General features: G+C 64.9%; 9 protein-coding genes. 4 read left to right on the top strand and 5 right to left on the bottom strand.

The genetic code is table 11. From position 1 onward, the window contains the following. Positions 1–92: 92 nt before the first annotated feature. The 3 genes from KA354_11715 to asnB all read right to left on the bottom strand — a co-directional run bounded on the left by KA354_11715 (position 93) and on the right by asnB (position 13,604). A complete protein-coding gene (locus KA354_11715) occupies positions 93–7,892 on the bottom strand; it encodes a hypothetical protein (protein MBP7935305.1) in 7,800 nt (2,599 codons plus the stop codon). Further along, entirely contained in the window at positions 7,885–11,385 is a 3,501-nt protein-coding gene (locus KA354_11710) for a hypothetical protein (GenBank protein ID MBP7935304.1), read from the bottom strand. Before KA354_11710 ends, KA354_11715 begins: the two co-directional genes overlap by 8 nt. A 323-nt stretch (positions 11,386–11,708) precedes the next feature. Further along, the gene (asnB, locus tag KA354_11705; protein ID MBP7935303.1) at positions 11,709–13,604 is read right to left on the bottom strand and encodes an asparagine synthase (glutamine-hydrolyzing); all 1,896 of its coding nucleotides are present in this window, start codon (positions 13,602–13,604) and stop codon (positions 11,709–11,711) included. 156 nt (positions 13,605–13,760) lie between these two features. Between asnB and bamA the strand changes: the two genes are divergently transcribed. From bamA to KA354_11685, 4 genes are all read left to right on the top strand, one after another. Continuing rightward, positions 13,761–16,142, top strand: a complete 2,382-nt coding sequence (gene bamA / locus KA354_11700) for an outer membrane protein assembly factor BamA (protein ID MBP7935302.1) — start codon at positions 13,761–13,763, stop codon at positions 16,140–16,142. 7 nt (positions 16,143–16,149) lie between these two features. Further along, on the top strand, positions 16,150–17,496 hold the full coding sequence (locus KA354_11695; GenBank protein ID MBP7935301.1) for a metallophosphoesterase: 1,347 nt from the start codon (positions 16,150–16,152) through the stop codon (positions 17,494–17,496). 432 nt (positions 17,497–17,928) lie between these two features. Beyond that, positions 17,929–18,669, top strand: coding sequence for a PHP domain-containing protein (locus KA354_11690; protein ID MBP7935300.1), 741 nt, complete (start codon positions 17,929–17,931; stop codon positions 18,667–18,669). A gap of 121 nt (positions 18,670–18,790) precedes the next feature. Then, positions 18,791–19,564, top strand: a complete 774-nt coding sequence (locus KA354_11685; GenBank protein MBP7935299.1) for a sugar phosphate isomerase/epimerase — start codon at positions 18,791–18,793, stop codon at positions 19,562–19,564. A 115-nt stretch (positions 19,565–19,679) separates the two neighbouring features. Here KA354_11685 and pgmB read toward each other — a convergent pair whose 3' ends face one another. Further along, entirely contained in the window at positions 19,680–20,327 is a 648-nt protein-coding gene (gene pgmB, locus KA354_11680; protein MBP7935298.1) for a beta-phosphoglucomutase, read from the bottom strand. Next, entirely contained in the window at positions 20,324–22,576 is a 2,253-nt protein-coding gene (locus KA354_11675) for a glycoside hydrolase family 65 protein (protein MBP7935297.1), read from the bottom strand. Before KA354_11675 ends, pgmB begins: the two co-directional genes overlap by 4 nt. Positions 22,577–22,984 lie beyond the last annotated feature (408 nt).

The following is a 22,984-nucleotide window of genomic DNA, read 5'->3' as shown; positions in this document are numbered from 1 at the left end:
GTGATGCGATGGGCGCAGGATTGAGCCCTCCGCCGGCTCGCCCGGAGCAGGGGGGCGAGTCCCGGCTATCGCCATTCATCGGTCCGGGCAACTCACGTCGGTAAGGGAGCCCCGGGGGTACGCTCCTTCCGTCGGCCCAGCCAGCTCGCGATTCCCAGGATCAGCAAGCCAAGGCCTGCGAGGGGAAAAACGCCACTCACCACGCTGATCGCTCCTACAACGATCGCGACCCGGCGGAGCGCGGAACGCGACACCCGCGAGTTCGCCAAGCGGGTCGCGAGTTTCAGGGTCAACCCTACGACGACCACGACCAGCAGTGCCAGACCAAGCCGCTTGAGCGTCGCGATCGACGACCGTGATAAGGTCCGAACCGTAATCGTGGCCTCGCCGCGAGGTGAAGTGAACCGGTAGAGCCTGCCGACCTGGGGAAGATCCACATCCAGACTGGTCAGGCCGGACGGAAGGCTCGGCTGCGTGGTCGCGGGCCTTGGGGGCATGACCCCGATACCTCCCATACCTCCGAACCCTCCGCCGAAACCTCCGAAGCCTCTTCCCTCGGCCAGATGCTGACGGTCCTCGCCCCCGCCGTGTCGCCGGCGGGCGGTCTGCTCCTGCAGGGCGGCCTGATACTGGCCCAGGGCCTGCTGGCCGGTGTTTCCCGCTTCTCGCCCCACCTTGATACGCCGCGCCTGGGTGGGCAGGTCTTCGGTTGGCTTGGCAACCTTGCCGTCGGCTGACGGTTGAGCAACCACCTGGGGTGGTGGTGGCCCCTGAACAACGGCCGGCGCCTTGGCCTGAGCCTGCAGATCCCCGGCCTGCCCTTTCTCCCTGCCAAGCCCCTGCAGGAATCCCAACCGCTTGCCGGCATCGACGTCCGCTGCCTGATTGGCCAGACCCTTGGAGGCAAACCAGGCCCCGTTGAACTCCTGATCGGTCGCCGCCGGTCGCGAAGCCGACGGCTCGAAATCGAGAACGAAGTTGCCCGTACCTGCCTGAACGACATCATGGGATCGGATCCTGCCTTGATCGAAGTAGTATCGGTTCAGGGTGCCGCGGTTGTCGGCCGCGTCGAGACGGCCGAGCTTCTGGACAACCTCCGCGCTCTGCTTGTTCGCCCCGGCGATGGCCAGGGAATTCGATGCCCACTCTGCCTGCAGCTGGACATTGTCGCCCAGCGACGACATGCTTCGTTGGTATCCCTCCAGCTCGGACTGCACAATCTTAAGATTCTCCACGGCCCGCACTTGGGCAAAGCCGCTCGTCCCGCGCATCGCCTGATTGAGTCGCTCGGCTCGCTTGGTCTGGTACGAGACGAAGCCCGCGGCCAACTCGGCGTCGTCCTCAACCTGTGTCATCGTGCCGCCGAAATCGAACCACTTGTACTGCTCCGGAAGAAACAGCCGCACTTGGCTCACCTCGGCGCTGATGTTGACCGCGCGAATGAGCGGGAGGGCGACCGCCCCTGCGCCCCCCAGCGATGACAACCGTCCACCGTATTTGAGCACCACCTCGTAGTCGAGATCGCCGGCGGCCGTCTTGAACAGCGGGATGAGCAGATGGTCGCTCCTGGCGGGGTCCGGCAATCGGGTCGGCTTGGCCGGCTCGCCGGCCACACTCGCGGTCCAGAGTTCCGCTCCCGCGGGCAACTGGATCTCCAGAAACTGCTCGGTGCTGTTGTCGACGCGGTACGCCTGCACCGCCCGATAGGTCCCGCTGGCATCCACGCTCATCCAGCCCTGGGCCAGGCCAATGCGAGCCCCGGCCGTCTCGACCAACGCCCGGTCCTTCGTCTTGAAGGCCAAGGCGGGGTCCTTGGCCCCCGCGTCAACGACATAGGCATCGGGGATCTGCGTGCCGAGAATACCCGCCAGCGTCTGCCGCTCCTTCTGTTGACGATCCAGCGGCGTCAGCCCCCGCTGAACCTCAACCACGACCTCGTCACGGCCGGCACTCTCCAGCAGCACGTACCGCTGATCGGTCTGGCCGGTCTCAACCAGGGGAATCGGTACCCGGTGGGTCTGAGCGGTCAGCAAGCGGTCGTTCTCAACCAGCACCCGCAACTGGCCCATGACCCTGTCCTGGAGCTGCAAACCCACGCGAATCAGGCCGCGATGCTCCTGGGACGCACCCTGAGGTTGACTCGCTGCAGGGCGCGATGAAGCGCGCGAGCCGTTGAGGGCATCCTCCGACACCGCCTCGATGGTCTTCTGTCGAAGCTGGGGAACATGCACACGAGCGTCTTTCATGTTCTCCGGCAGCAGGAACGACACCTCTCGAATGCCTGCCTGCCGGATCGTGAAATCGAGCAGCACGGTCTCTTCGATCGCCCGGTCGGTGATCCGGGCGTTGCTCACCGTGTAGCAGTGCACGTTCGGAATGAGCGGAACGAGCCGGACCTGGCCGCGGTAGGCCGGTGATCGATAGTGCAGGGCCACCCGGGCCAGCTCCCGCTGCTGCGGCTGCAGCCAGTCCGTCACCCGATTCAGCAGGACCGGCTCGCACTGCTGCAGATCGACCGTGTCGACCTTGAACGCGGGATCGGTCTGCACCACCAGGTCGCCCTCCTGTTGCTGCACGCCGCAGACTTCCAGTCGTGGTAGAGGTACTTGCGTGGCCGGACCAGCTTCTCCCAACCGGCCAGCGATTACCACGGACACCGATCCGGTCTGGCCCTCGGTCAGGTCGATGCTGAGGAGCTTGTGTTCCTGCTGGGTCGTAACCGCCCACTCGAACACGCCGGGCGCCGAGATCTGGTTCAGATCCAGGTCCGCGGGAACGAGAATCGCCAAGTGATGAAGAGCCCGATCCTGAACATCAAGGATCACCCGGGCTTCCAGGCTTCGCTCGCGCTCGCCGACCCGCAGAATAGCCTGCGTCCTGGCCGTGATCCGGCCAGGTACCGGTGCGGCGTTGAGCCGGATGGAGAATGGCAGGGCCACGAACCGATACGCGGCGAAGGGCCGGATGCCCAGCGGGCTCTCCGCCACCAGGGCGAGGTCGTCGGCCGATCCCGACGCGGGAGGCAGGTCCGTCCGACTGGCTCCGTGGATGCTCTCCGTCCGAAGGTCGAGCAGCGGACTGCGGCGAATGACCAGGCTGCCATGATGCAGGGCGGCATCCGGTACCGTGACCGCCGGAACCTCGAACGCGGACAGTTCCCGCCCGCCGACTTGGCCGCGGCGCCAGAGGTGGACGTCAAACCGTTCGCGATCTTTCGCCGGCTTGAGGAGCGTTACCTCTAAATGCCGACTTCCGTCGGATGAGTTGACTTCCCAGCCGCGCACGTTTCCGCCTGCCACCTGGGTTACAAGATAGTCCGAAGGCAGGGACACAAGAAACGAACTGCGCTCGCCTCGACGGAACTCGAGTCCGACCCGCCAGACCAGGCGCAACCCGTCCTCTTGGACGTCGAGCAGGGCGGTGGACTGCGCGGTCAGGCTCTGGTCCACGACGCCCTCGTTGACTTTCGGGCGCCACCGGATCGAGAGCCGGCCATCGGCGGCCAGAGCGGCCTCGATGGACTGGTGCGGTTGATCGGTCAGGTAGCTGAGCCGGTCGGCGACGCCGGCGAAACGAACCTCGGTGCTGGCCTCAGGGACCACCAGGGTCAGCGTTCCGGCCGTCGCCGCGAGCAGGCGACCCTCCGCACTCCGCCAGCCTCCGGATCGGTGCAGCTGCATCTGAGCAGCGACGGTCAGATGGTGCCGGCCCTTGCCGGAGATGCTGACTACCAGCAGGCCGCCGGCAAGACGCACGCTGGCCGCCGCCGCGGTGTCCTTTTGCGCCGCTTGCGGCTGTTCCGAAGCCAGCAGTGCGGCCGGTTGACTGCCCGGCGGCGGGGCGACGCTCACCACCCCCAGCTTGGCCGGATGGCCGTCGAGATCAGCCTTGACCAGCACGCCGTTCTCCAGCGGCAGGGGGACGTGGATCGCCCCCTCGGCGTACACATCGATCTCCACCTGGCCGTCGATAAACAGGCTGTCATCTCCCTGAAGCGTGGCCCGCAAAGCCACGTGGCTCAGGCCGTAAGCAGCCGGTGGGACGGTCGTCATCATCCGCTGGTCGGGATGAGCCCGCTTCCATAGCTCCAGGTACTTCTCATAGGGGACCAGCAGGTGTTGCACATCCTTCATGCCTTTTCCAGAGGCCGGATCGTATGGAAGCAGGATGACGTCGGGCGGCACGTCCACTGGCTTGTGCGGCTCGGTGATCTCGACCACCATCGGCAGACCGCTCTTGGGCGGCTCCTGGGCCCGGGCATGCGGGTGCGGCCACAAGGCCAGTACGGCGAGGAACAAGGCGGCAGAGGCTGCGGAAGAGGATGCCGCCGCGACCGGTGCCTTGGGTGCCGGCGTCAGATCGACATGATGAGTGAGCCAGCGGACCAGCCCAATCAGCAGGTAGCAGGGGACCAGGGCTGCGGCCACCAAGACGGATGGGTTGAGCGTCTCCGTCAGCAGCAATGATCCGCTGACCAGCGAGATCAGGGAAGCGGCCAGGATCACCGCCAGAATGTACTTGAGGCGACTGCGAACCGGTCGCTGGGCCAGCCGCAGTCCCCACAGTCCGACGGCACAGGCCAGGGCCCAGGCCAAGGCCGACGATCGATGTTCGTCCAGGAGCGCCAGAGAGAGGCGAGGATCTGCACCCAGATTCCGGAACGTGAACCGCTCTCCGCTCTCTTCGAGGTCGATCTTGAGACTGCGCACGCCCTCCAGGACCCACAGGCCTTTCGATGTCGGTTCGCCTCTTGCAGGAGCCGTCGGGGGTGCGATCGTGGTCCCGAGCGAGAGACCGCCTTCCGGTTTGTCCCCCTTGGCCGCGGCCTCCGCCGGCTTCTCGCCTTCCTCCTGCGGTTCCCGGCCCCGAGCAGGCCTCCCCGCGGCGGCAGGCCCACGCATCCTTGAGTCTCTGGCAACCTGCCGAGCCTGATCATCGTCGTCCAGTTGGTCGACGATGCCGTCAGCATTCGCATCGAAATCCGATTCTGATCTAGCTACGGGCCCTGCCCTCATACTGCCCGATTCTCGCGCTCGGGCGAGGCTCAGGGAGGAGTAGAACGGGTTGATCCCTCCGGCCAGTGTGTACAAAGCCCGGCCGACGACGCTGATCGCCGGCTCCACGGGCTCGATCTGATGTGTCACCACTGTGCCGCCCGCATCGGTCACTCGATACCCGGAAGGTACGTATACGTGCCAGGTCAGCGCTGCCACCGGTACCGGTGTTCCGGCCGCCTGGGCCGATCGACGCAGCAGCAACGCAGGGGCCTGCACCTCCACGTCGTCGTGAAACCAGACGCCCTGAACCGGTATCTCGTACACGAACCGCAGGTCGTGCAGCTGGGTTTCGCTCCCGGCAGGCAGATGGAGCAGGAGCCGCTGATCCTCGCGCTGCGGCTTGGCCGGCACGCCGTCAAGCTCGGCCGACCACAGCGTGGCCGCGGCCGGCAGCCGAACCTCGATGTACGGATCCTTGGCCCGCAGCAGCATCCGGGCGGCGTTCTGGCTGAGCCCCTCGGCGGCCAGCACAGTGATGAGTTCCGCTCGCTCGATCAGAATCGAAGGCAGGCTATGGCCCGGATGGCGGGCGATCTTCACCGCCAGCTCCGGCGCGTCGCCGACGAAACTGTAGACGCCGAGCAGACGCTTGCCCGGCTGGTACCGGGCGTTGACCAGCTCACCGATGTCCACCTTGCGCAGCTTGGACCTGACTTTGACGTCCAGTTCGGCGTTGCCCTCGACCGAGACGTATCCCGCCTGATGAGCCACGCCCTCTGCCTTGACAACCGGCATGTCCAGATCCATGACTTCGCGGGCGGTGATCGGCTGCTGGAAGTCGATGGCCACCCGGATCGTCCCCCGCCGCGCTTCCTCCAGCAGAATGGACCATTGACGGACATTCTCCAGAGTCCGACCGGTGTACTCCTTCAACACCACCCCGTCGAGTCCCTGGATCGACAGCGTCTCCGGCGCGGTCGCCGGGAGAATCAGCCCGAGCCGCTGCACCCTGGCCTGCTCCACGTCGTAGACGATCTCATAGTGAGCCGTGAGCACGTCGGGGCCGATGACGAAGAACGAGTAGGTCTGCGCGGTCAACCGCGGAACGACGCGCTCCGTGACAATCCTCGCCTGGTACGACGGCCCGTCAAACCGATACGCCAGGCTGGTCGCCGCCCCGGCTAGGCCAAATGCCTCCTTTTCCTTCTCGTCCAGCGGGGTCAATTGGTCCAGGCTGTCCGGACGAACCGCCAGGTCGTCCTGGACGGCTACCGCGACGGCCCCCGTCTCCCGCGTCGCCCCGACGATCCGGAATACCGGGAACGACACCGTCGTGGAAGCCCAGCCGGTGAGCCATCCGGCGGGCGAACTGCTGGCCTGGAAGTACACCTGGCAAGGCTGCCGCGGCGGGACGCCCTGGGGCAACTGAACGTGGATCCGCCCGGGGAACCGCTCGGTGTTCAGGCTCTTGCCGTCTGGCCCGGTGACGTCCGTGACCAGCCAGCCATCCGGTACCGTGAAGTCCACGGAAAACAGCTTCTCCGTCTCCGACAGCAGGGTATAGCCGCCGCGCATCTGCTGGTTCTTCTCCGCCAGCGTGAGCAGCAGGTTGGTCGTCGCCAGAAGCCGCGTCGGCGGCTTGCGCAATGCGGCCCCCAGTCGGAAGCTCGATTGCGGGGCATAATAGGCCACGATCGGGCGGATCTGAGGCGCCCCCGGCTCGGCCTGGAAGACCGAGCCCGGTAACGCCTGATTCAGTACGCCGGTGTCAATGGAAATCAGCCCGTCCGACTGGATGCCGTGAGCCTTCATTCCATCTTCAAGCAACAGGCCGATCACCGCCACCTCGCCGGCGACGTCCAGCACCTTGAACGACGGGAAAGCCCAGGCCTCGGCCGGCGGCAGGGCGCGAATCGCGGCCACACTCAGAACAACCGTCTGGCTCGTCTGCTCGCGCAGCCGAATGTCAAGAACACGGCTGTCCTGCTCACCCGAGACGACACTCCACCGAGCCAGCAGGGGAGACTGCACCTGGGTGACCTCGAAACCGGCGGGCACCGCCAGCCGGAAGCTGTCCACCGCTTTGTGGAGCACGGCCAGCGAGAAGGTCGCGTGCAGCCGCTCATAGTGCTGCGTGACCTCATCCACCACGACACTCCTGGCCACCACCACGCGCTCCTTTCGGAGCAACCGGCTGTTGAGCGTCATGACAATGGTGGTTTTCTCATGAGCGGGCAACAACTCGAAAAGCGTTTGACTTGCGGCCGCGTCTACCGTCCGGCTGATGACCTTCATCCCGCTCTTGATCTCGACATCGCCCGGCACGGTCAGATGGACTCGAGTGGCTCCCGGCGTCGGAATGCGGAAATCGAGAACCTGCTGTGCCGCCGTCGTGGTCAGCGGGGCGACGAGATTCAACTCGACGTCGTGCACGCCTTTCTGCTCGACAAACAGGACCACCCGGCCGTCATTCGACCGCCCGACCGCGGCATCCTTGCCGTCCAGGCGAACGCTCCTGAGGCCAACTCCCGCCAGGTCCAGCCCCACCATCTGAAGGTGGTCATCGATCAGTTCGACGGCCAGGTGCCCAACGATCCTGGCTCGTTCCTGCTCGACCGTGACCTGGTATTCGGCCGAGAGAACCGCAGCCCGCACCGGCGGGGCCAGCTCGGGCTTGAGCTTCGCCTTGATCAGCAATTCCTCGTATTCCTGACGCGACAGGAGCACACGATGTGGCTGGTTTTCCAGGAGCACGTTCAGATCATCGAAGGGCACATACAGTTCGCGGATGACCGGAGGGGGGGCTGCGGCCGGCTCGGCGGCCTGTAGGACCGCTCCCATCAGCCACTCTACCCCCGTCGCCGCTACCATCAGGAGAACGGCTTGCCTACGCATGGGGCTCTCCTCCTTTCGGTTCGTCCTTCGGAGTCTCCGGAGCGGGCGGCGCGGCCGCTACTGCCGGATGGGGCGATGGGGCGGCGGCCGTCCGCACCCGGGCGAGTTGTGCTTCCTGGCGAGCCTGCTTGCGAGCCATGACTACGGGATCGTGCGGCCGGATCCAGACCAGATAATGGAGTCCCCACCCAATGAGAACGATCGCCACCGCGGCGATCAGCGTGGTGCCGAGGATCTGCCTCAGGAACGTGGGAAGGAAGATCCCCGAGAGGATGAGCAGAACGAGGAACACCCCCCCGACCAAACATCGCCTTGCCGCGGAAGATCGCCCCAGAGCCAGGCCGACCGCGACAATGACAGCGAACACCATCGCGCTGAGCCAGTTCTCGCTCATGGCCGTGATCCGCAACGCGGCGTCACCGGTCGCGGTCGGACGCAGGGTCGAGAACACGTACAGGCGGCCATCAGTCTGGAACGTATCGCCCGGTCCGGAGGGCACATTGAGGTCCTCGCCAACCCATCCCAGAAGGCTCTGGTCGCTTCGGCGAGGGGAAGGCTTGAGACGCAACGATGAGGCCAGGACCCAGTCAATCTCGTCGGTCCACGGCCCGCGCGAACCGAGGTAGGTGAGTTCCTCCGGCAGGTAGGCACACACATACACCTTCTGGATCGCCGGATCCGACGGGAACACCGGTGGCACGAAACGCCGACCACCCCGCGGGACCGAGTAACGCAGTTCCAGCAGCGTCGGCGTGTCGGCGTTGAGCCCCACCAGCGGCACAAAGTACTCGCCCTGCTCTCCACGCTCTAAGGCCGCCGGCCGTCCATTGATGCGCAACGGTTCGTTGTCGAACTCGACGCTGTCGGGCAGCTTCACCGCCAGCCTTTGCCCGGCACTCCGTAGCCTGTACAGAGCCCGAACCGAGAGCGAGTTGTCCCGCGTGGCGACCATCTGCAGCACCGCGCGCTCGATACTGGTTCGCTTCACCTCCTCCAGCTTGTAGCGGGTCACCGCGACCCGCAGATCCCAGTTGTCGTGGAACTCGAAGGCCCGTGCCGCGCCGGCCACCGAAGCGCCGGGCATCAGATCATGCTGCGGGTCGATCGGTCGGACCCCCTTCGGCTCGCCGGATTCGTGCACGTCCAAGGTCTCGACCTTCGTCCAGACGATTTGTCCCCATGCCCGATCCACCAGCCGAGGCTTGAGATGCGGCAGGGACATTTCGATGGCCTTGCCCACCGGCAGCTCCTCAATTCGCTTCTCCCAGTTCAGACGTACCTGAACGGTGCCGGTCAGCTCCGTTTCGCCCGCGAAGCTCCAGGCCACATCGCTCGCCGCCAGATCCTTGGGCGGCGGATCAATCACCTTCTCCCGAATGCCCGGCGTACTGTTGCGAATGTCCGCCGCCAGATCCGCAGGCAGGTCGATCCGCACACTCGAGACGCCGCTGTACAGGATCTCATAGGTGAAGGTGGCCGAGTATTTGATCACTCCGGCCTCGATCTGGGCGAGCAAAAGCTGCCGAGCGGTGACCTGCGGCTTACGCCGCTCGGCGGCCAGGGTGAGGTCCACGTCTTCCTGGGCGTAAGCGAACGCCAACACGGGCCGGATCGCCGGTGAGGGCTGCTCCTTCGACGAGGCCAGGCCCTCGAATGCCTCGTTGAATGAGACGCTGCGGAGACCTTTCGTCTGCCCTGGGTTCACCCGGAGGCTCTCCGCCGCGTAGATGACCAGCCGCCCGGCGGCCCGCTCGACCGTGTTCTTGGACGCTCGAGGAATGATCATTGGCAGGCTGACGCTGCGGCCCGTCGGGCTGAGCAGGTCCGGTTCCGTGAGACGACGTTGCAGCCTGACCACCAGAGCCACACGGCCCAGCGCCTTGCTCGCCAGATTGACCACCAGGTGGGTCTTCTCAGAGCCGTCCGCGTAGTGGGTATCCACCTGCGCCGGCTGAGCGTCGGCAATCGCTCGCCCCGCCACCTTGCGGACCTCGAATCCCGCCGGAACGTCAAACTCGAGCCGGAAAACCCCGGCCCGCTCAACAGTGTAAACCGCCAGGACGTCGAGGGTCAGTTGCTCGGGTTCCAGCGTGGCCTCGACCAGAGAATCCAGCACGATACGAGGCTGGACCTTCTCAACCTGGAGCGTCAAGTCAAACGGCAGCGAGGCGTAGCGATACGACAGCAGCCATTTCCAGTTCGCCAGCGATTTGGGCAGTTCGACGGCATCCATCTGCAGCAGGCCGGTGTGAGCAACCACCTCGGTACGCAGGCCTTCGGCCGCGGCCACCACCACCACGCCCTGTTGTCGCCCGACACCGATGGCCGCCACCACCGGTACCCGCAGTCTGCGTTGCGTGCTCTCGCTGACGAACTTCTCGAGTTCGATCACGATGTTCTGCGTGGCCCGAGCGGGCTCAAAGAGCTGAATCGCGATCTGCTGACGGGTCCCCTCCGCCGCCGGAGCGGAAGTCGCTGCCGGACCGGCGGGTGAAGGGGCGGTCGAGGTTGGTCCCACGACCGACCACTGCCGCACATTGGCGTCCAGAACGTTGATGACCCGCTGATCGGCCGGCACCTCCACAACCAACTCCGACAGGGCCGCCCGGCTGATCTCGTACGCCAACTGGGTGCGCGTGCGGACCACGCCATCCTCGATCCGCACTTGCTGCTCGGCCTGAACGGTGGCCAGGCTCGCCAGACCGGTGGCTCCCTCGGCCTTGGGAGTCCAGTCGATCTGCACCGTCGGGGCAGCCCCCACGAAAGCCATGACCACCGTCTCTTCAGCCGCGGAACCGGCCGGGCCACTCTCGGGAATCTGCGTGGCCGCAATGAGCGGCGAGAGGTTGACCTTCACACCACTCTCCGGAATCCTGATCCGCCAACGGCTCACCGGGGCCTGCGGAGGCTGGAACGATACGCGGTTGCGGCCGGCAGTCTTCTCGTAAGCCTTGGCGTATTCAAGAGTGAGAGTGACCGACTCCGCCGCCTTGCCCCGCTTCTCGAGAAGCAGCTCATAGCCCTTCTGGGAATCAAACAGCATCCGGGCGGGCAGCTCGCCGATCGTCGCCTGGGTGGCCGCTGCGTCCGCCAGACCCAGCGGGACATGGTGCCATCCCTCGGCCAGGAGCTCGATCTTGACCTGGGCTTTGACCCGCACCACGTCCCTGGCGACCGTAGCCTCGTGGTCGACCTCGTTGATCAGGAACTGAACCGGCGGTCGCGCGTCCGGCGATGGGCCATCCTTCTCCCGGGCCGCTCGCCACAGCTTCTCGAACTCGCCGTAGGGCAGGAAGACGCCTCGACCCTCTCGCTCGAAGGTCTCACGCAGCTTCGTGTAGGGGATGTAGATGCTCTGCTCCCGGATCGGCCTCTCGGGAGTCGCCCCCGCCGGGCGGTCATCCGGTGGAACGGGCTGCGTTGCGGGAGCTGCCCCCACAGGGCAGGCCGTCAGGCTCATCGACGTGAACAACAACCCTGTCACCGCCGTCATCCGGCCACGGCACCATCGACCTTGGACATCCAGACGCATGAGTTCAACCCTCGTAAAGGAAGAGTGCATCAGACCATGTCAGAGCGCCCGCCCGCCATCCCTCGGTGAAGCCGATCCATGGTCGGTCATTCATCGGGAACTCAGGACCTGCTCGCTGCACACGGTCCCCTAGATTATGACGCCGAAGCCGAGTTTGGGTTCCCCCATTCATGTAACGGCTTTGTCACAAATCGGGAGCCGACCCCCGGGCGCGGCCGCTGGTGTTCTCAGGGGTCCCCGGCGGTAGGGCCCTCTCGCGAAGCGCCACTGACATCCGCCTCCGGTCAACCCCGACGCCAGCACAGCACCAGCAGCGCCCATAGCAACTCCGTGTGATCCGCGCGCCGGCTGGCGTGGTCTTCGTACAACCGGGCGGCGGTGGGGGCGTCAAGGCCGTATCGCCCTAGGGCAGCAGGCGTCACGGTGTCCTTGAACAGGGTCCGGAGTTCGTTACGCAGAAACTCGCCCACCGGCACCTCAAAGCCCATCTTCCGGCGGATCAGGACCGAGGCCGGCAGGAGGTCCTTGAAGGCGTCCCGCAGGATCTGCTTCGTGGTCGTGCCTCGGATCCGATACTCGACGGGCAGAGAGGTGGCATACTGGACCACGTCCGCCGCCAGGAGCGGCACGCGAACCTCAAGGCTGTGGAACATGCTCGCGGTGTCGACCTTGTGAAGCATGTCCCCCGGCAGGCCTACAGCCAGATCGGCCAGGAGGATTTCCTCCAGGCCCGGCAGAAGCATAGGCTCCGGACGCAGAGCGGCGGCCTCTTCCCGGTACCGCTTGACCAGGTCGTCGAAACCGGCTCGGGCTCGGTCGCGCCCGAATAGCCTCGCGGCCACCGCATCGGTGGTGAATCGTGCCCAGGCGATGTGCCGGGCCATGGGATCCTCACGGTCCCCTCGGACGAGCTTGCGAACCTGTCGCAGCCGGTCCAGCCGGCGCGTGGTCCTCGCCGACGGAGCCAGCCGCAGCAGAGGTTCGATGAAACCCTTGCGAACCAGCGACGGCCAGCGGCGGTACCGATCCAGGTAGTGGTGTCCGAGGTATCGCCAATACCCGCCGAAAAGCTCGTCTCCGCCGTCACCGCTCAGGGCAACAGTCACGTGCTCGCGGGCGTAGCGACTCACCAGAGAGGTCGGAAGAAGCGAGCTGTCCGCGAATGGCTCCCCGAGGTGGTCGAGCATCGGTTCGACGGCCGCCAGAACGTCGCCGAATGTCACCGGGAACTCGTGGTGCTCGGCCCCGAAATGGGCGGCCACCAGCCGGGCATGCTCGGTTTCGTCATAACGCGGATGGTCGGGGTAGCCGATACTGAAGGTCCGCACCGGCCGGTGCCCAACCCGAGTCATCGCCGCCACCACCACCGCCGAGTCCAGTCCGCCGGAGAGAAAAGCGCCCAGAGGCACATCCGATACGCACTGTTGATCGACGGCGTTCTCGATCGTCACCCGGATCCGTTCACAAGCCTCCGAATAGGGCAGCGGACGCTTCGGGGGAATGGGCAAGGCGTAGAACCGCTCCGGCTTGCCGACCCCGGTGGCGGTGAAAGACAGCCGGTGGCCGGGCGAAAGCCTGTGGATGCCCCGGTACAGCGTCCGTGGATGGGGCACGAAGCCCAGATTGAGGTACTCGATCAGGGCCTCCCGATCGATCTCGCCGGGCAGCCCGGGATGGCAGCGCAAGGCCCGCAACTCGCTGGCGAAGACCAGCTGCCCGTCATGAACGGTATAGTACAGCGGCTTGATCCCGAATGGATCGCGCGACAGATGTCCCCGGCGTTCGCCCACGTCGACAACCGCCATGGCCCACATCGCATCAAACCGCTGGAGAGCGTCGGGTCCCCAGGTGATGCAGGCTCGCAGGGCAACCTCGGTATCGCACGTGGTATGGAAAAGACCGGAAAGCTGCTCGCGCAGTTCTCGAAAGTTGTACAGCTCTCCGTTGTAGCAGATCGCCCAGCGGCCGTCCGGCGACACCATCGGCTGATGGCCTTCCGGGGTCGGATCGATCACCGCCAAACGCGTGTGGGCCAGACCGACAGAGAATCCAGGGGACTCGTGGATCCATTGGCCGTGGTCATCCGGTCCTCGGTGCGAAAGGGCCGTCTCCATGTGGTCCAGAACCTGACGGTCCACCGCCCGTCCGCGAAAGTCGATGATCCCGGCGATTCCACACATGGACCTCACATTGCCGCAAACCGGCTCGGAAAGCAAGGATCGATTGGCCGGCATCTCCACCACGGCACGCAGGTGCCTCAAACAACTCACAGCCCCGAGCTCAGATTTCAACAGTCGGTTTTGACAGGGTGGCGAAGGGGCGTATCATGCTCCGACATGGTGCGGATCACACTTCTGAAATGGCTGTTGACGGCGTCGTTTGTCCTTGTCGCTTGGGCGGGCGTCTCGGCCCAGCAGGCCCCGCCGACAGCGGCTCCCGCCCCCGCGGCGTCGTCGTCACCGTTGGACGGCAAGCTCATCGGCGAACTCACCATCGTCGGCCTGATCAATCTCGACGAGGCCTACGTCCGCAACCAGATCCGCGTCAAGGTCGGGCAGGCCTATTCGCAGGACCAGACCCAGCGTGACGTCAGCCGGCTCCTCAAGACCGGACGCTTCCTCGATGTGCAGGCCGATACCCAACTGGTTAACGATCAGGTCAAGCTGGTGATCAAGGTCACCGAGAAGCCGGAGGTTGCCTCAGTCGAGTTCGTCGGGGCGAAGAAGTTCAAGACCAAGGACCTGATCGCCGCCTTGAGCTTCAACGCCGGCGACCCGCTCGATTTGTACGATGTCCGCCAGGGCCGGGACGCCATCGAGCGGCTATACAAGGAGAAGGGCTACTCCTACGTCGAAGTCACATTCGACGAGGAACGGCTCAAGACCGAGCGACGGGTCGTCTACACCATTGTCGAGAATCAGCGGGTGCGGGTCCGCGCGGTCCGGTTTGAGGGCAATACGGCCTACGGAGCCCGCGAACTCAAGCACGAAATCGAGACCAAGGCGTACCTTCCGATTTTCGTTACCGGCGACTTCGATGCGGAACGGGCAACCCGCGACGCCGCCAAGGTCCAGCAGTACTACCGCGACCGGGGTTTCCTCGACGCCGAGGTCAGCTACGTCGAGCAGTACACCGACGTGGCTCGCGAGAGACTCGAGGTGGTCTTCCGGGTCAGCGAAGGCGCCCACTACGCCATCAAGGAGATTCGGATCCGGGGCAACGAAGTCCTCACGGCCGAGGAAATCATGGACCTGATGCGGATCAAGGTCGGTGAATTCCTGGTCGACAGCCTGGTCAAGGCGGACGTCAAGAAGATCCAAACTCACTATGGCGCCCAGGGCTACATCTACTGCGTGGTCGCGCCGAGCTGGGTCTTCGCCGACGAGCCCGGCCAGGTGATCCTGACCATGAACCTGCAGGAGGGCGAGCAGTTCCACATCGGCTGGATCGAAGTCAACGGCAACTCCCACACCCAGGAGAAATGCGTCCGGCGCGAGCTTCGCTTCTATCCCGATGAGCTGTACGACACCACCAAGACGGAGAAGGCCCAGCGAAAGCTCAAGGAAACCGGCCTGTTCAGCGATGCCACAATCGAGCCGATCGAGCCCCAGGACAAGAAGGAAGGCGTACGCGACGCCGTCGTGACGGTCAAAGAGAACCCCAAAACCAACCAGTTCCTCGCCGGCATCGGAGCCAGTAGCGACAGCGGCGTCGTGGGCAACATCGTCCTCGAAAACACCAACTTCGATCTGTTCGACACGCCGCGCAGCTTCGAGGAGTTCATCAAGGGCCGTGCGTATCGCGGAGCCGGGCAGACCTTCCGTATTCAGCTCGAGCCGGGCACCGAGTTGACCCGCTTCCGCATCGACTTCCGCGAACCCTACCTCTTCGACAAGCGGATCGGCTTCGGGACCAGCGTCTATCTGTTCGAACGCGGCCGCGATGGATACGACGAACTGCGGATCGGCGGCATGGTGAGCTTCGATAAGACCTTCGAGCAGGGCCTGCTCAAGGACTGGGTCGGCGAAATCGCCCTGCGCAGCGAATACATCAACATCAGCAGCGTCGAGTCCTTCGCCGCCAAGGATATCCAGGACGTCGAAGGCGACAGCATGCTCACCAGCGCCAAGCTGTCCCTGCTCCATGACACGACCAACAGCCGCTTCGATCCTTCAGCCGGGCACCGCTTTAACGTCGGTTACGAGCAGGCGGGGGCCCTTGGCGGCGACTACTTCTTCGGTAAGGCCACGGCGGGATACACCCAGTACTGGACCGTCGCGGTCGACGATCAGGACCGCAAGAGCGTGGTCAGCGCCTACACCCGAGCCGGACAGATCGTCGGCGACGCACCGGTGTTCGAGCGGTTCTACGCCGGCGGCATCGGATCGTTCCGCGGTTTCGACTTCCGCGGCATCAGCCCCCGCGACGGGCTCCGCAACAACCGGGTCGGCGGCGATTTCATGACCTTGACCGGCGCGGAATACTCCTTCCCCCTTTACTCCAAGGTCGTGCGCGGCGTGTTCTTCTCGGATATGGGAACGGTCGAGGAGCACTTCGGCGTGTCTTCCTGGCGGGCTTCGGTCGGTGCGGGCATCCGGCTGACCCTGGAGATCTTCGGCACCGTCCCGATGGAGTTCGACGTCGCGTTCCCGGTCGCCAAGAGCGACGAGGACGACACCCGCTGGTTCAGTTTCTTCATCGGCTTGCCCTTCCTATAATCCGCCCGTGGAACCGACAAAGCCGGCTTGCCATCGGACACTGCAGAAGGCCGCCCTGGGCGGGATCGCCCTGGTATCGCTGGTCCTGCTCGGCCTTCGCCTGGGGCTGTTCCCCTTCCCGGCCCACGGGGTCTTCGGCTTGGTTCTCGTCCTGGCGGTTCTGCCCAGCCTCTTCTGGTGGTCGTGGATCGATAGTTGGCTCGCGGACGGCCGCCAAACCTGGACACGGTGGACCTGGGCTCTCTACGTACTCCTCACCCTCTCACCCATGCTCGGCGTCACCTTCCGCGGCCGGCATGCGTGGGATGCCCTGCCCGTTCCCGTCATCATGTGGATCATGATCTGGCATATCCTCCTGATGGCGCTCGGCTCGCTGGCGGTGGCCGTTTGGCTGATTCTGGGCGTCCTTCGTTGGCCGGGACACGCCAAACCGGCCAAGCCGACAACCCATGACGACCATCCCGCGCGGGTGATCACGGCGCAACGGTCGAAGGCGGCGCTGAGCCGCCGGGCCCTGCTGATGCAGGCCGCCTTCACCACCCCATTGCTCGTCACCGCAGGTGCCTCCGTGGCCGGAATGCGCGGACAGGGCCGCTTCATGATCCGTCACCAGACAATCCAACTGCCTCGTCTGCCCAAACGCCTCCGCGGCTTCACCATTACCCAGATCAGCGACATTCACGTGGGCCGTATCTTCAGGCCGAAACACCTGAGCGCGGTCGTTGAGGCAGCCAACCGCCTCAACAGCGATATGGTCGCCATCACCGGCGATATCCTCGACCATAACATCGAATACCTTCCCGCCACCATGGAAGCCATTGCCGCCCTGAAGCACCGCTACGGACGGTTCATCGTGGCCGGCAACCATGACTTGCTCGATTCGCGGAAGGAGTTCCTCGAAGCCATGCGTAAGACCGAACCGGGATTCCTGTCCGACGAGCACACTCGCATCAAGGTCGGCGGCGAAACCGTACGGGTCGCCGGCCTGTTCTGGTCGCGCTACGAGCAGCCCATCCTCTCCGATCCCGGCTTGAACTCCCGGGCGGTTGCGACGCTGAAGGGAGGCGATCCCGAGACTTTCACGATCGCCCTCGCCCACCACCCGCATGCCTTCGAAGCACTGGCCGATCACGGGGCCGATCTGATCCTGGCTGGCCACACCCACGGCGGGCAACTCATGCTCACGCCCCCCGGCTTCAAATACCCCATTGGCGGTGGAAGCCTCCTGTTCCGCTACATCTGGGGTGAGTATCGACGCCACCAGGCCGCACTCTTCGTCAGTGCCGGCGTCGGCAACTGGTTCCCCGTCCGCCTCAACGCACCCGCCGAGATCGTGCAGATCAGGCTCGTGTGAGGCTGAAAGCCGAAATACCCGGCGGTAATCCTCTGTCCATGTTGGGTCAGTCTCGTCGCCCGATTGGCGACTGACGACCGACAACCCACGGCTCCGCCTCTCATCCCTCGGCCAGCATTCGACTCGGCCGCATCCCTGGACCTCTCACCTCCAGCCGGTCAAGGCAACCCGCTGGAGCCGGAACCCTCGAAACAGGATCGGCCTTGTCACGTCCGCTACCCAACGCCTCTCTCCCCCTTATCCGGTCCCGTCGTTTGTTCCCTCTGTTCCTGGACATTATCGGGCCCTGCCCTGGACCTTCACCGTCCGGGGCGAGGGCGCTTGTTTTCTGGAAGGCCTTGATCATAGAATTCACTCGTTTGTGTGCCGGACAGCCGTCGCCGCAGGCCACTGATGCCTGAACAGCATGGCACCGGCCAGGAGGGGTTGAGGTTGAAACCGCTTAAGACAGTGTTCCACGTCCATACGGACTACTCCGACGACAGCGAGAACTCCGTCGATCACCTGATCGAGGCCGCGCGGCGGTACCGCATCGACTGCCTGGTGGTAACCGACCACGATACCGTGGAAGGGGCTCGAGCCTTGGCCGAGGAAGCCGATCCAGACCTCAAGGTCATCATTGGCCAGGAGATCTCCACCAGCGAAGGACACCTCATCGGCCTGTTCCTGCACGAAGCTGTGGAGCCGGGCAGGTCGCCCCGTCAGACGGCCAAGGCCATCAAGGACCAGCACGGCCTCGTTGTTGTCCCACATCCGTTCAACATCCTCTTCGGTTGCAGCCTGCGGGATGCTGTCTACGACATCATCGATCTGCTGGACCTGGTCGAAATCAGCAACGCTCAGAACCTGCTCCCCTATCCCAACCAGAAGGCCGAGCAACTCGCCCGAAGGTTTGGATTCCCCGGCCTCGTTGGCGTCGACTGCCACCACCAAGACAGCGTTAATTCGTGTTACCAGTACCTGGCCCCCTTTGACGGTCCGGCGTCATTCCTGGCCGCCGCGAGTCAGGCCCGGCTCGTTCGCGGTCGTCATTCGTTGGGCTACTTCTTCCGCTCTGGCTGGCTCGTGGCCAGGACCAAAGGGCTGGGCCTGGGGCATCCGGGCGGGTACGGCCGCAACTGCAGCCGGAGTCGCGGGCAGCTTCAGCCCAGACCGGTCCCGGTTCGGACTTGAATCCCGGACCGTTCCGTTTCCGCTGGACGCCGCCATACTAGATGTTGCCAACGTAGCGGTTAGACTATGCGTACTTGGGACGCAGCGTATGCTGCGATCATGACAGACAGGGACTTCTGATATGCCGAACCTCATCGCGTGTCGTCTCGCGAATTATGGCCAGTACCAGGAGCGGGCCTGGACGCATCTCCCTGAGCTGGGGATCCGTCACCTGGAGATGCCCGTACCCGCCCCCGGTGACCGGGACACGCTCAAGAAGAGACTGGCCGACAGCGGCTTGGCCGCTTCTTCACTTCAAGCTCTGTGCAACGTGGCTGCCCCGGACGCCGTCGAGGTCATGCGCCCCCAGCTCGAGGCCTGCGCGTTCTTCGGGGCCAAAGTGTGCTTCCTCAGTGCCAAGGCAGGTGATACCGACCGCTCGGTCATCTATAAGCACCTCCGGGCCATCGGTGATGTGGCCGCGAAGTACGGCGTCACCATCGCGCTCGAGACCCACCCGGACTTGATCACCAACGGGGACGCCGCCTGCCAGACGATGGAAGCAGTCGATCACCCGCACGTGCGCATCAACTTCGATACCGGCAACATCTACTTCTATAACGAGGGTCGAACCGCCATCGAGGAACTCGCCAAGGTCATCGATGACGTCGCCTCCGTACACCTCAAGGACACGTCCGGCAAGTACCAGGACTGGACCTTCCCGGCGCTGGGGCTTGGCGTGGTCGACTTCTCCGAGGTCTTCCAGATGATGACCGCCCGGGGCTTCGCCGGCCCGTTCACCATGGAGCTTGAGGGCATCAAGGGCGTGGAACGGGACGAGGCCGCCCACCTGAAAGACGTGGCCGACTCCGTGGCTTACCTCAGGCGGATCGGCGCTTTTCGCGGTCCGCGTTGATCCCTCCTTACTGTGCCGATCGCCCTCGCCGTTCCGCTCGTGATGCCACCCGCACGGCGACCGCCTGCCGCCCTGACGCCGGGGGTTGCGCCCGGCGACCGGCATGCTCCCTTCGTCATCCTGCGCCCAGCAGCCCCTCGGCCGTGGTGTCCGCCAGACTGGCCGCCAGCCGCTCCACGTTGGGCAGCGTCTCGGGCGTGCCGATGCCGAACACGGCCATGCCTGCGCGCCGCCCGGCCTCGATGCCTGCAGCCGCATCCTCGACGACCAGACACTCCCCCGGCAACAGCCCCAGCCGCTGGGCAGCCAGCAGGAAGACCTCCGGGTGAGGCTTGGAGTGAATGATGTCGTTCCCGTTGGCCACCGCGTCGAACGCACCCTCCAGGCCGACGCGCGAAAGGATCAGAGGTGCGTTCTTGCTGGAGGAAGCCACCGCGACCCGGATGCCCCGGCGGCGCAACTCGGCCAGGAGAGCCTGAACGCCCGGCAGAACGTCTGCCGTGGTCAGCGTCTGGAGCAACTCGCGGTACAGGTGGTTCTTACAGCTGGCCAGGGCCGACTTCTCCTCCGGAGTATACGCTCGGCTGGCTCGCTCGAGGAGGATCTCCAGGCTCTCCATGCGGCTGACGCCGCGCAGCCGGTGGTTGATCGTGCGGTCGAAGTAGATTCCCTCCTGGTCTGCCATCTGCTTCCACGCCTGGTAGTGGAGTTCGTCAGTGGTTAAAAGTACCCCATCGAGATCGAAAATCACCCCGCGAATCACGTTGGCGTCTCCCAGATGATCTGCTCGCCCGCCTCCACCTTCCGGTCCCGGTCGCCCACCCGGACGACCAGTGGCCCCGTTCCAAGGTTCAGCACCCCGACCGCCTTCCGCGTGATCTCCACGTGCACCGGCACGCCTTTCCATACCACCGGGAACGCCAGCCGCGACCACTGATCCGGCAGCCGCGGGGTCAACGTCAACGGGGAAATCGCGACCTGCGTGCCCATGGCCGTCTGCATTCCGGCGAAGCCGAACACGGCCATCTGCCACATCGCCCCGGCGTTGGCGATGTGGATGCCTTCGGCCGCGCCGCCGCGCTCGACATCCAGGTCAATCCCCCGGCCCGTCTGCCAGAACCGCCACGCCTCGTCCTTCAGCCCCAGCCGGGTCGCCACGATGGCATGGACGCCGGCCGACAGCGATGAGTCGTGCGTCGTATAGGGCAGATAGTAGTCCCAGGCGGTTCGAACTTCCTGCGCCGTGTAGTTGTCCGGAAAGAGCATCATCAGCATGAGCACGTCGGCCTGCTTGAGGCACCTGCTGCGGTACAGCCGCTCCTGCGAAACCTGGGCGGCAAAGCTCCTGCTCCGGTCCTTCCACAACTCCTCGAATCGGGGCTCGGCCAGGGCCTCGAACTCCTCGCACTGGAGCACCAGCGTGCCGTCCTCGGACCGCGGCTCGGGCAGGGCGTCCGCAGCCGCCGCGAACGCCTCGCATTCCTCGACCGTGGCTCCCCCAAACCTCCCGTAACAGGAAGCGAGAAACAGGGCCACGCCGACCATCGCGTTGGTGAAGGCGTTGTTGCTCGAGATCGGCGTGTACTCGTCCGGGCCCATCACCCCCAGCAGGCTCAGGTATTCGTCCCCATCGCGCTGGTCGAGCCGGGCCAGCCAGTACCGGGCCGTCTCCACCAGTACCTCCGCTGCTGGTCCACGGAGGTAGTCTTCGTCGCCAGTGGCGCGGGCGTAGTGAGTCAGGCCGTATGCCACATCCGCAGTCACGTGAACCTCATGATCGGCGTACTGCCAGTTGGGGCAGCATTCGTCACCTTCGGCGTCCGATTCCCATCCGTACCGGGCCCCAGGATAGCCGTATTTCGCCGCGTTGCGCCGCGCACCTTCCAGGCTCTGAACGCGGAAATCCACCAGCGTACGGGCCCGCGCCGGGTCGGTGTACAGGAAGAAGGGCAGCAGGAACATCTCCGTGTCCCAGAAATACCGCCCCCAGTAAGCTTCTCCGGAATAACCCTTGGCATCGATCGCCACCCGGCTGTCACCGGCTACGTGGGCCCGGAGCAGGTGGAACAAGGAAACACGCATCGCCCGTTGCGCAGCGTCGTCCCCGTCAATCTCCACGTCACAGGCTCGCCAGCGATGCTCCCAGACGGCCATGTGCTCCGCGTGCAGTTCGTCGTAGCCGCGGACACCTGCGTCGGTCAGCAGGTGCTCCGCTTCGACCGCCTCCAAGTCGCGGCTGGTGGTCACCGCCGTCCGCTTCTCCAAGACAAACGTACGCCCGGCCGGCAGCGAGACGTCCGTGACGAGTTCCGCCGTCCGGGCTGTCGATTCGTACCGCCAGTCCGTCTCGGCGACCAGCCGCGTCAGCCCACGCATCGTGTCGCCCGAGTCCGTCCGAACCACGCAGTCGATGCCGACCTTTCCCGCGAACGACAGTTGGACTCCGGTGAAGTGGTCGTATCCGTTGGTGCGGACGTCGGCGTCAATGCCCGCCCGCACGGACAGCTCGAGGTCGGCATCCGGCGTCAACCGCATCCGCTGAATGCACAGGTGCGGGTGAGCCGCGTCAATGAACCGCGCAAACTCCATGTCGATCCGCTTGCCCGCTCCGGTCCGCCAGGTGAACGTCCGCGTCAACGTGGCTGTGCGAAGGTTCAATTGCCGGTTGTAGTTTTCAATGCTGCAAGTCCTGAGATCCAACCGATCGCCGTCGACGATTGGGACAATGCCTAAGAAGAATGGCAGGTTGACCATCTCGTTGTTGAGAACAGGATGCCGTCCGAAAACGCCGGGAACATAAGTCCCCCATTTGCACTTGGTCTGCAGGAACTTCTCGCTGGTGACGTTGGCGGGCATCCGTGTGTACGTCACATTCTGAGGCGCGCCGGAGAGGTGCTCCTCCAGCGAGCCGCGAATGTGCATGTAGCCGCTACCCAGGGTGAACAAACCTTCATAGGCCTTGAGATGCTCGGGATGAAACGGTGGCTCTTCAACGATCCATCCGCTGTCCATGGCGGCGTGCTCCCTGGTCAGACCTGTACTCTCCCCGCTCGGGCCATGACTTTCCACGCTCGGGCCACGGATGTCAATGCCGACGCCAACGGCCTGACGAGGGTTCCGATCTTCCCTGTCGTCTGGCCCGTCAACTGGCCCCTCCATGTCCAGGGGGGACAAGGTGGTCGCCAGGATCCAGAAGGAACTCAGCATCGACTTCGGCCAAACCACGACCAAAGGGGCTCTTCGGGCCGAACTTCGCACTGTGCCTGGGAGCCGGCGGCCTGACCTCTTTGGTGATGATCAACAACCAAGTCCTCGCCAAGGTCACGCCCCGATCAGGTTCCGGCCCGGCTGGAAAAGATCGCCACCCAGGAGCTCGCCTCAGCCGGTTGTGGACCCGATCGCCGGTCGGTATCATGGACC

This window comes from Phycisphaerae bacterium (assembly GCA_018003015.1).
GTDB lineage: Bacteria > Planctomycetota > Phycisphaerae > UBA1845 > PWPN01 > JAGNEZ01.
The sequence above is the reverse complement of the archived record's forward strand: the minus strand, read 5'-3'. Positions and strand labels throughout refer to the sequence as shown.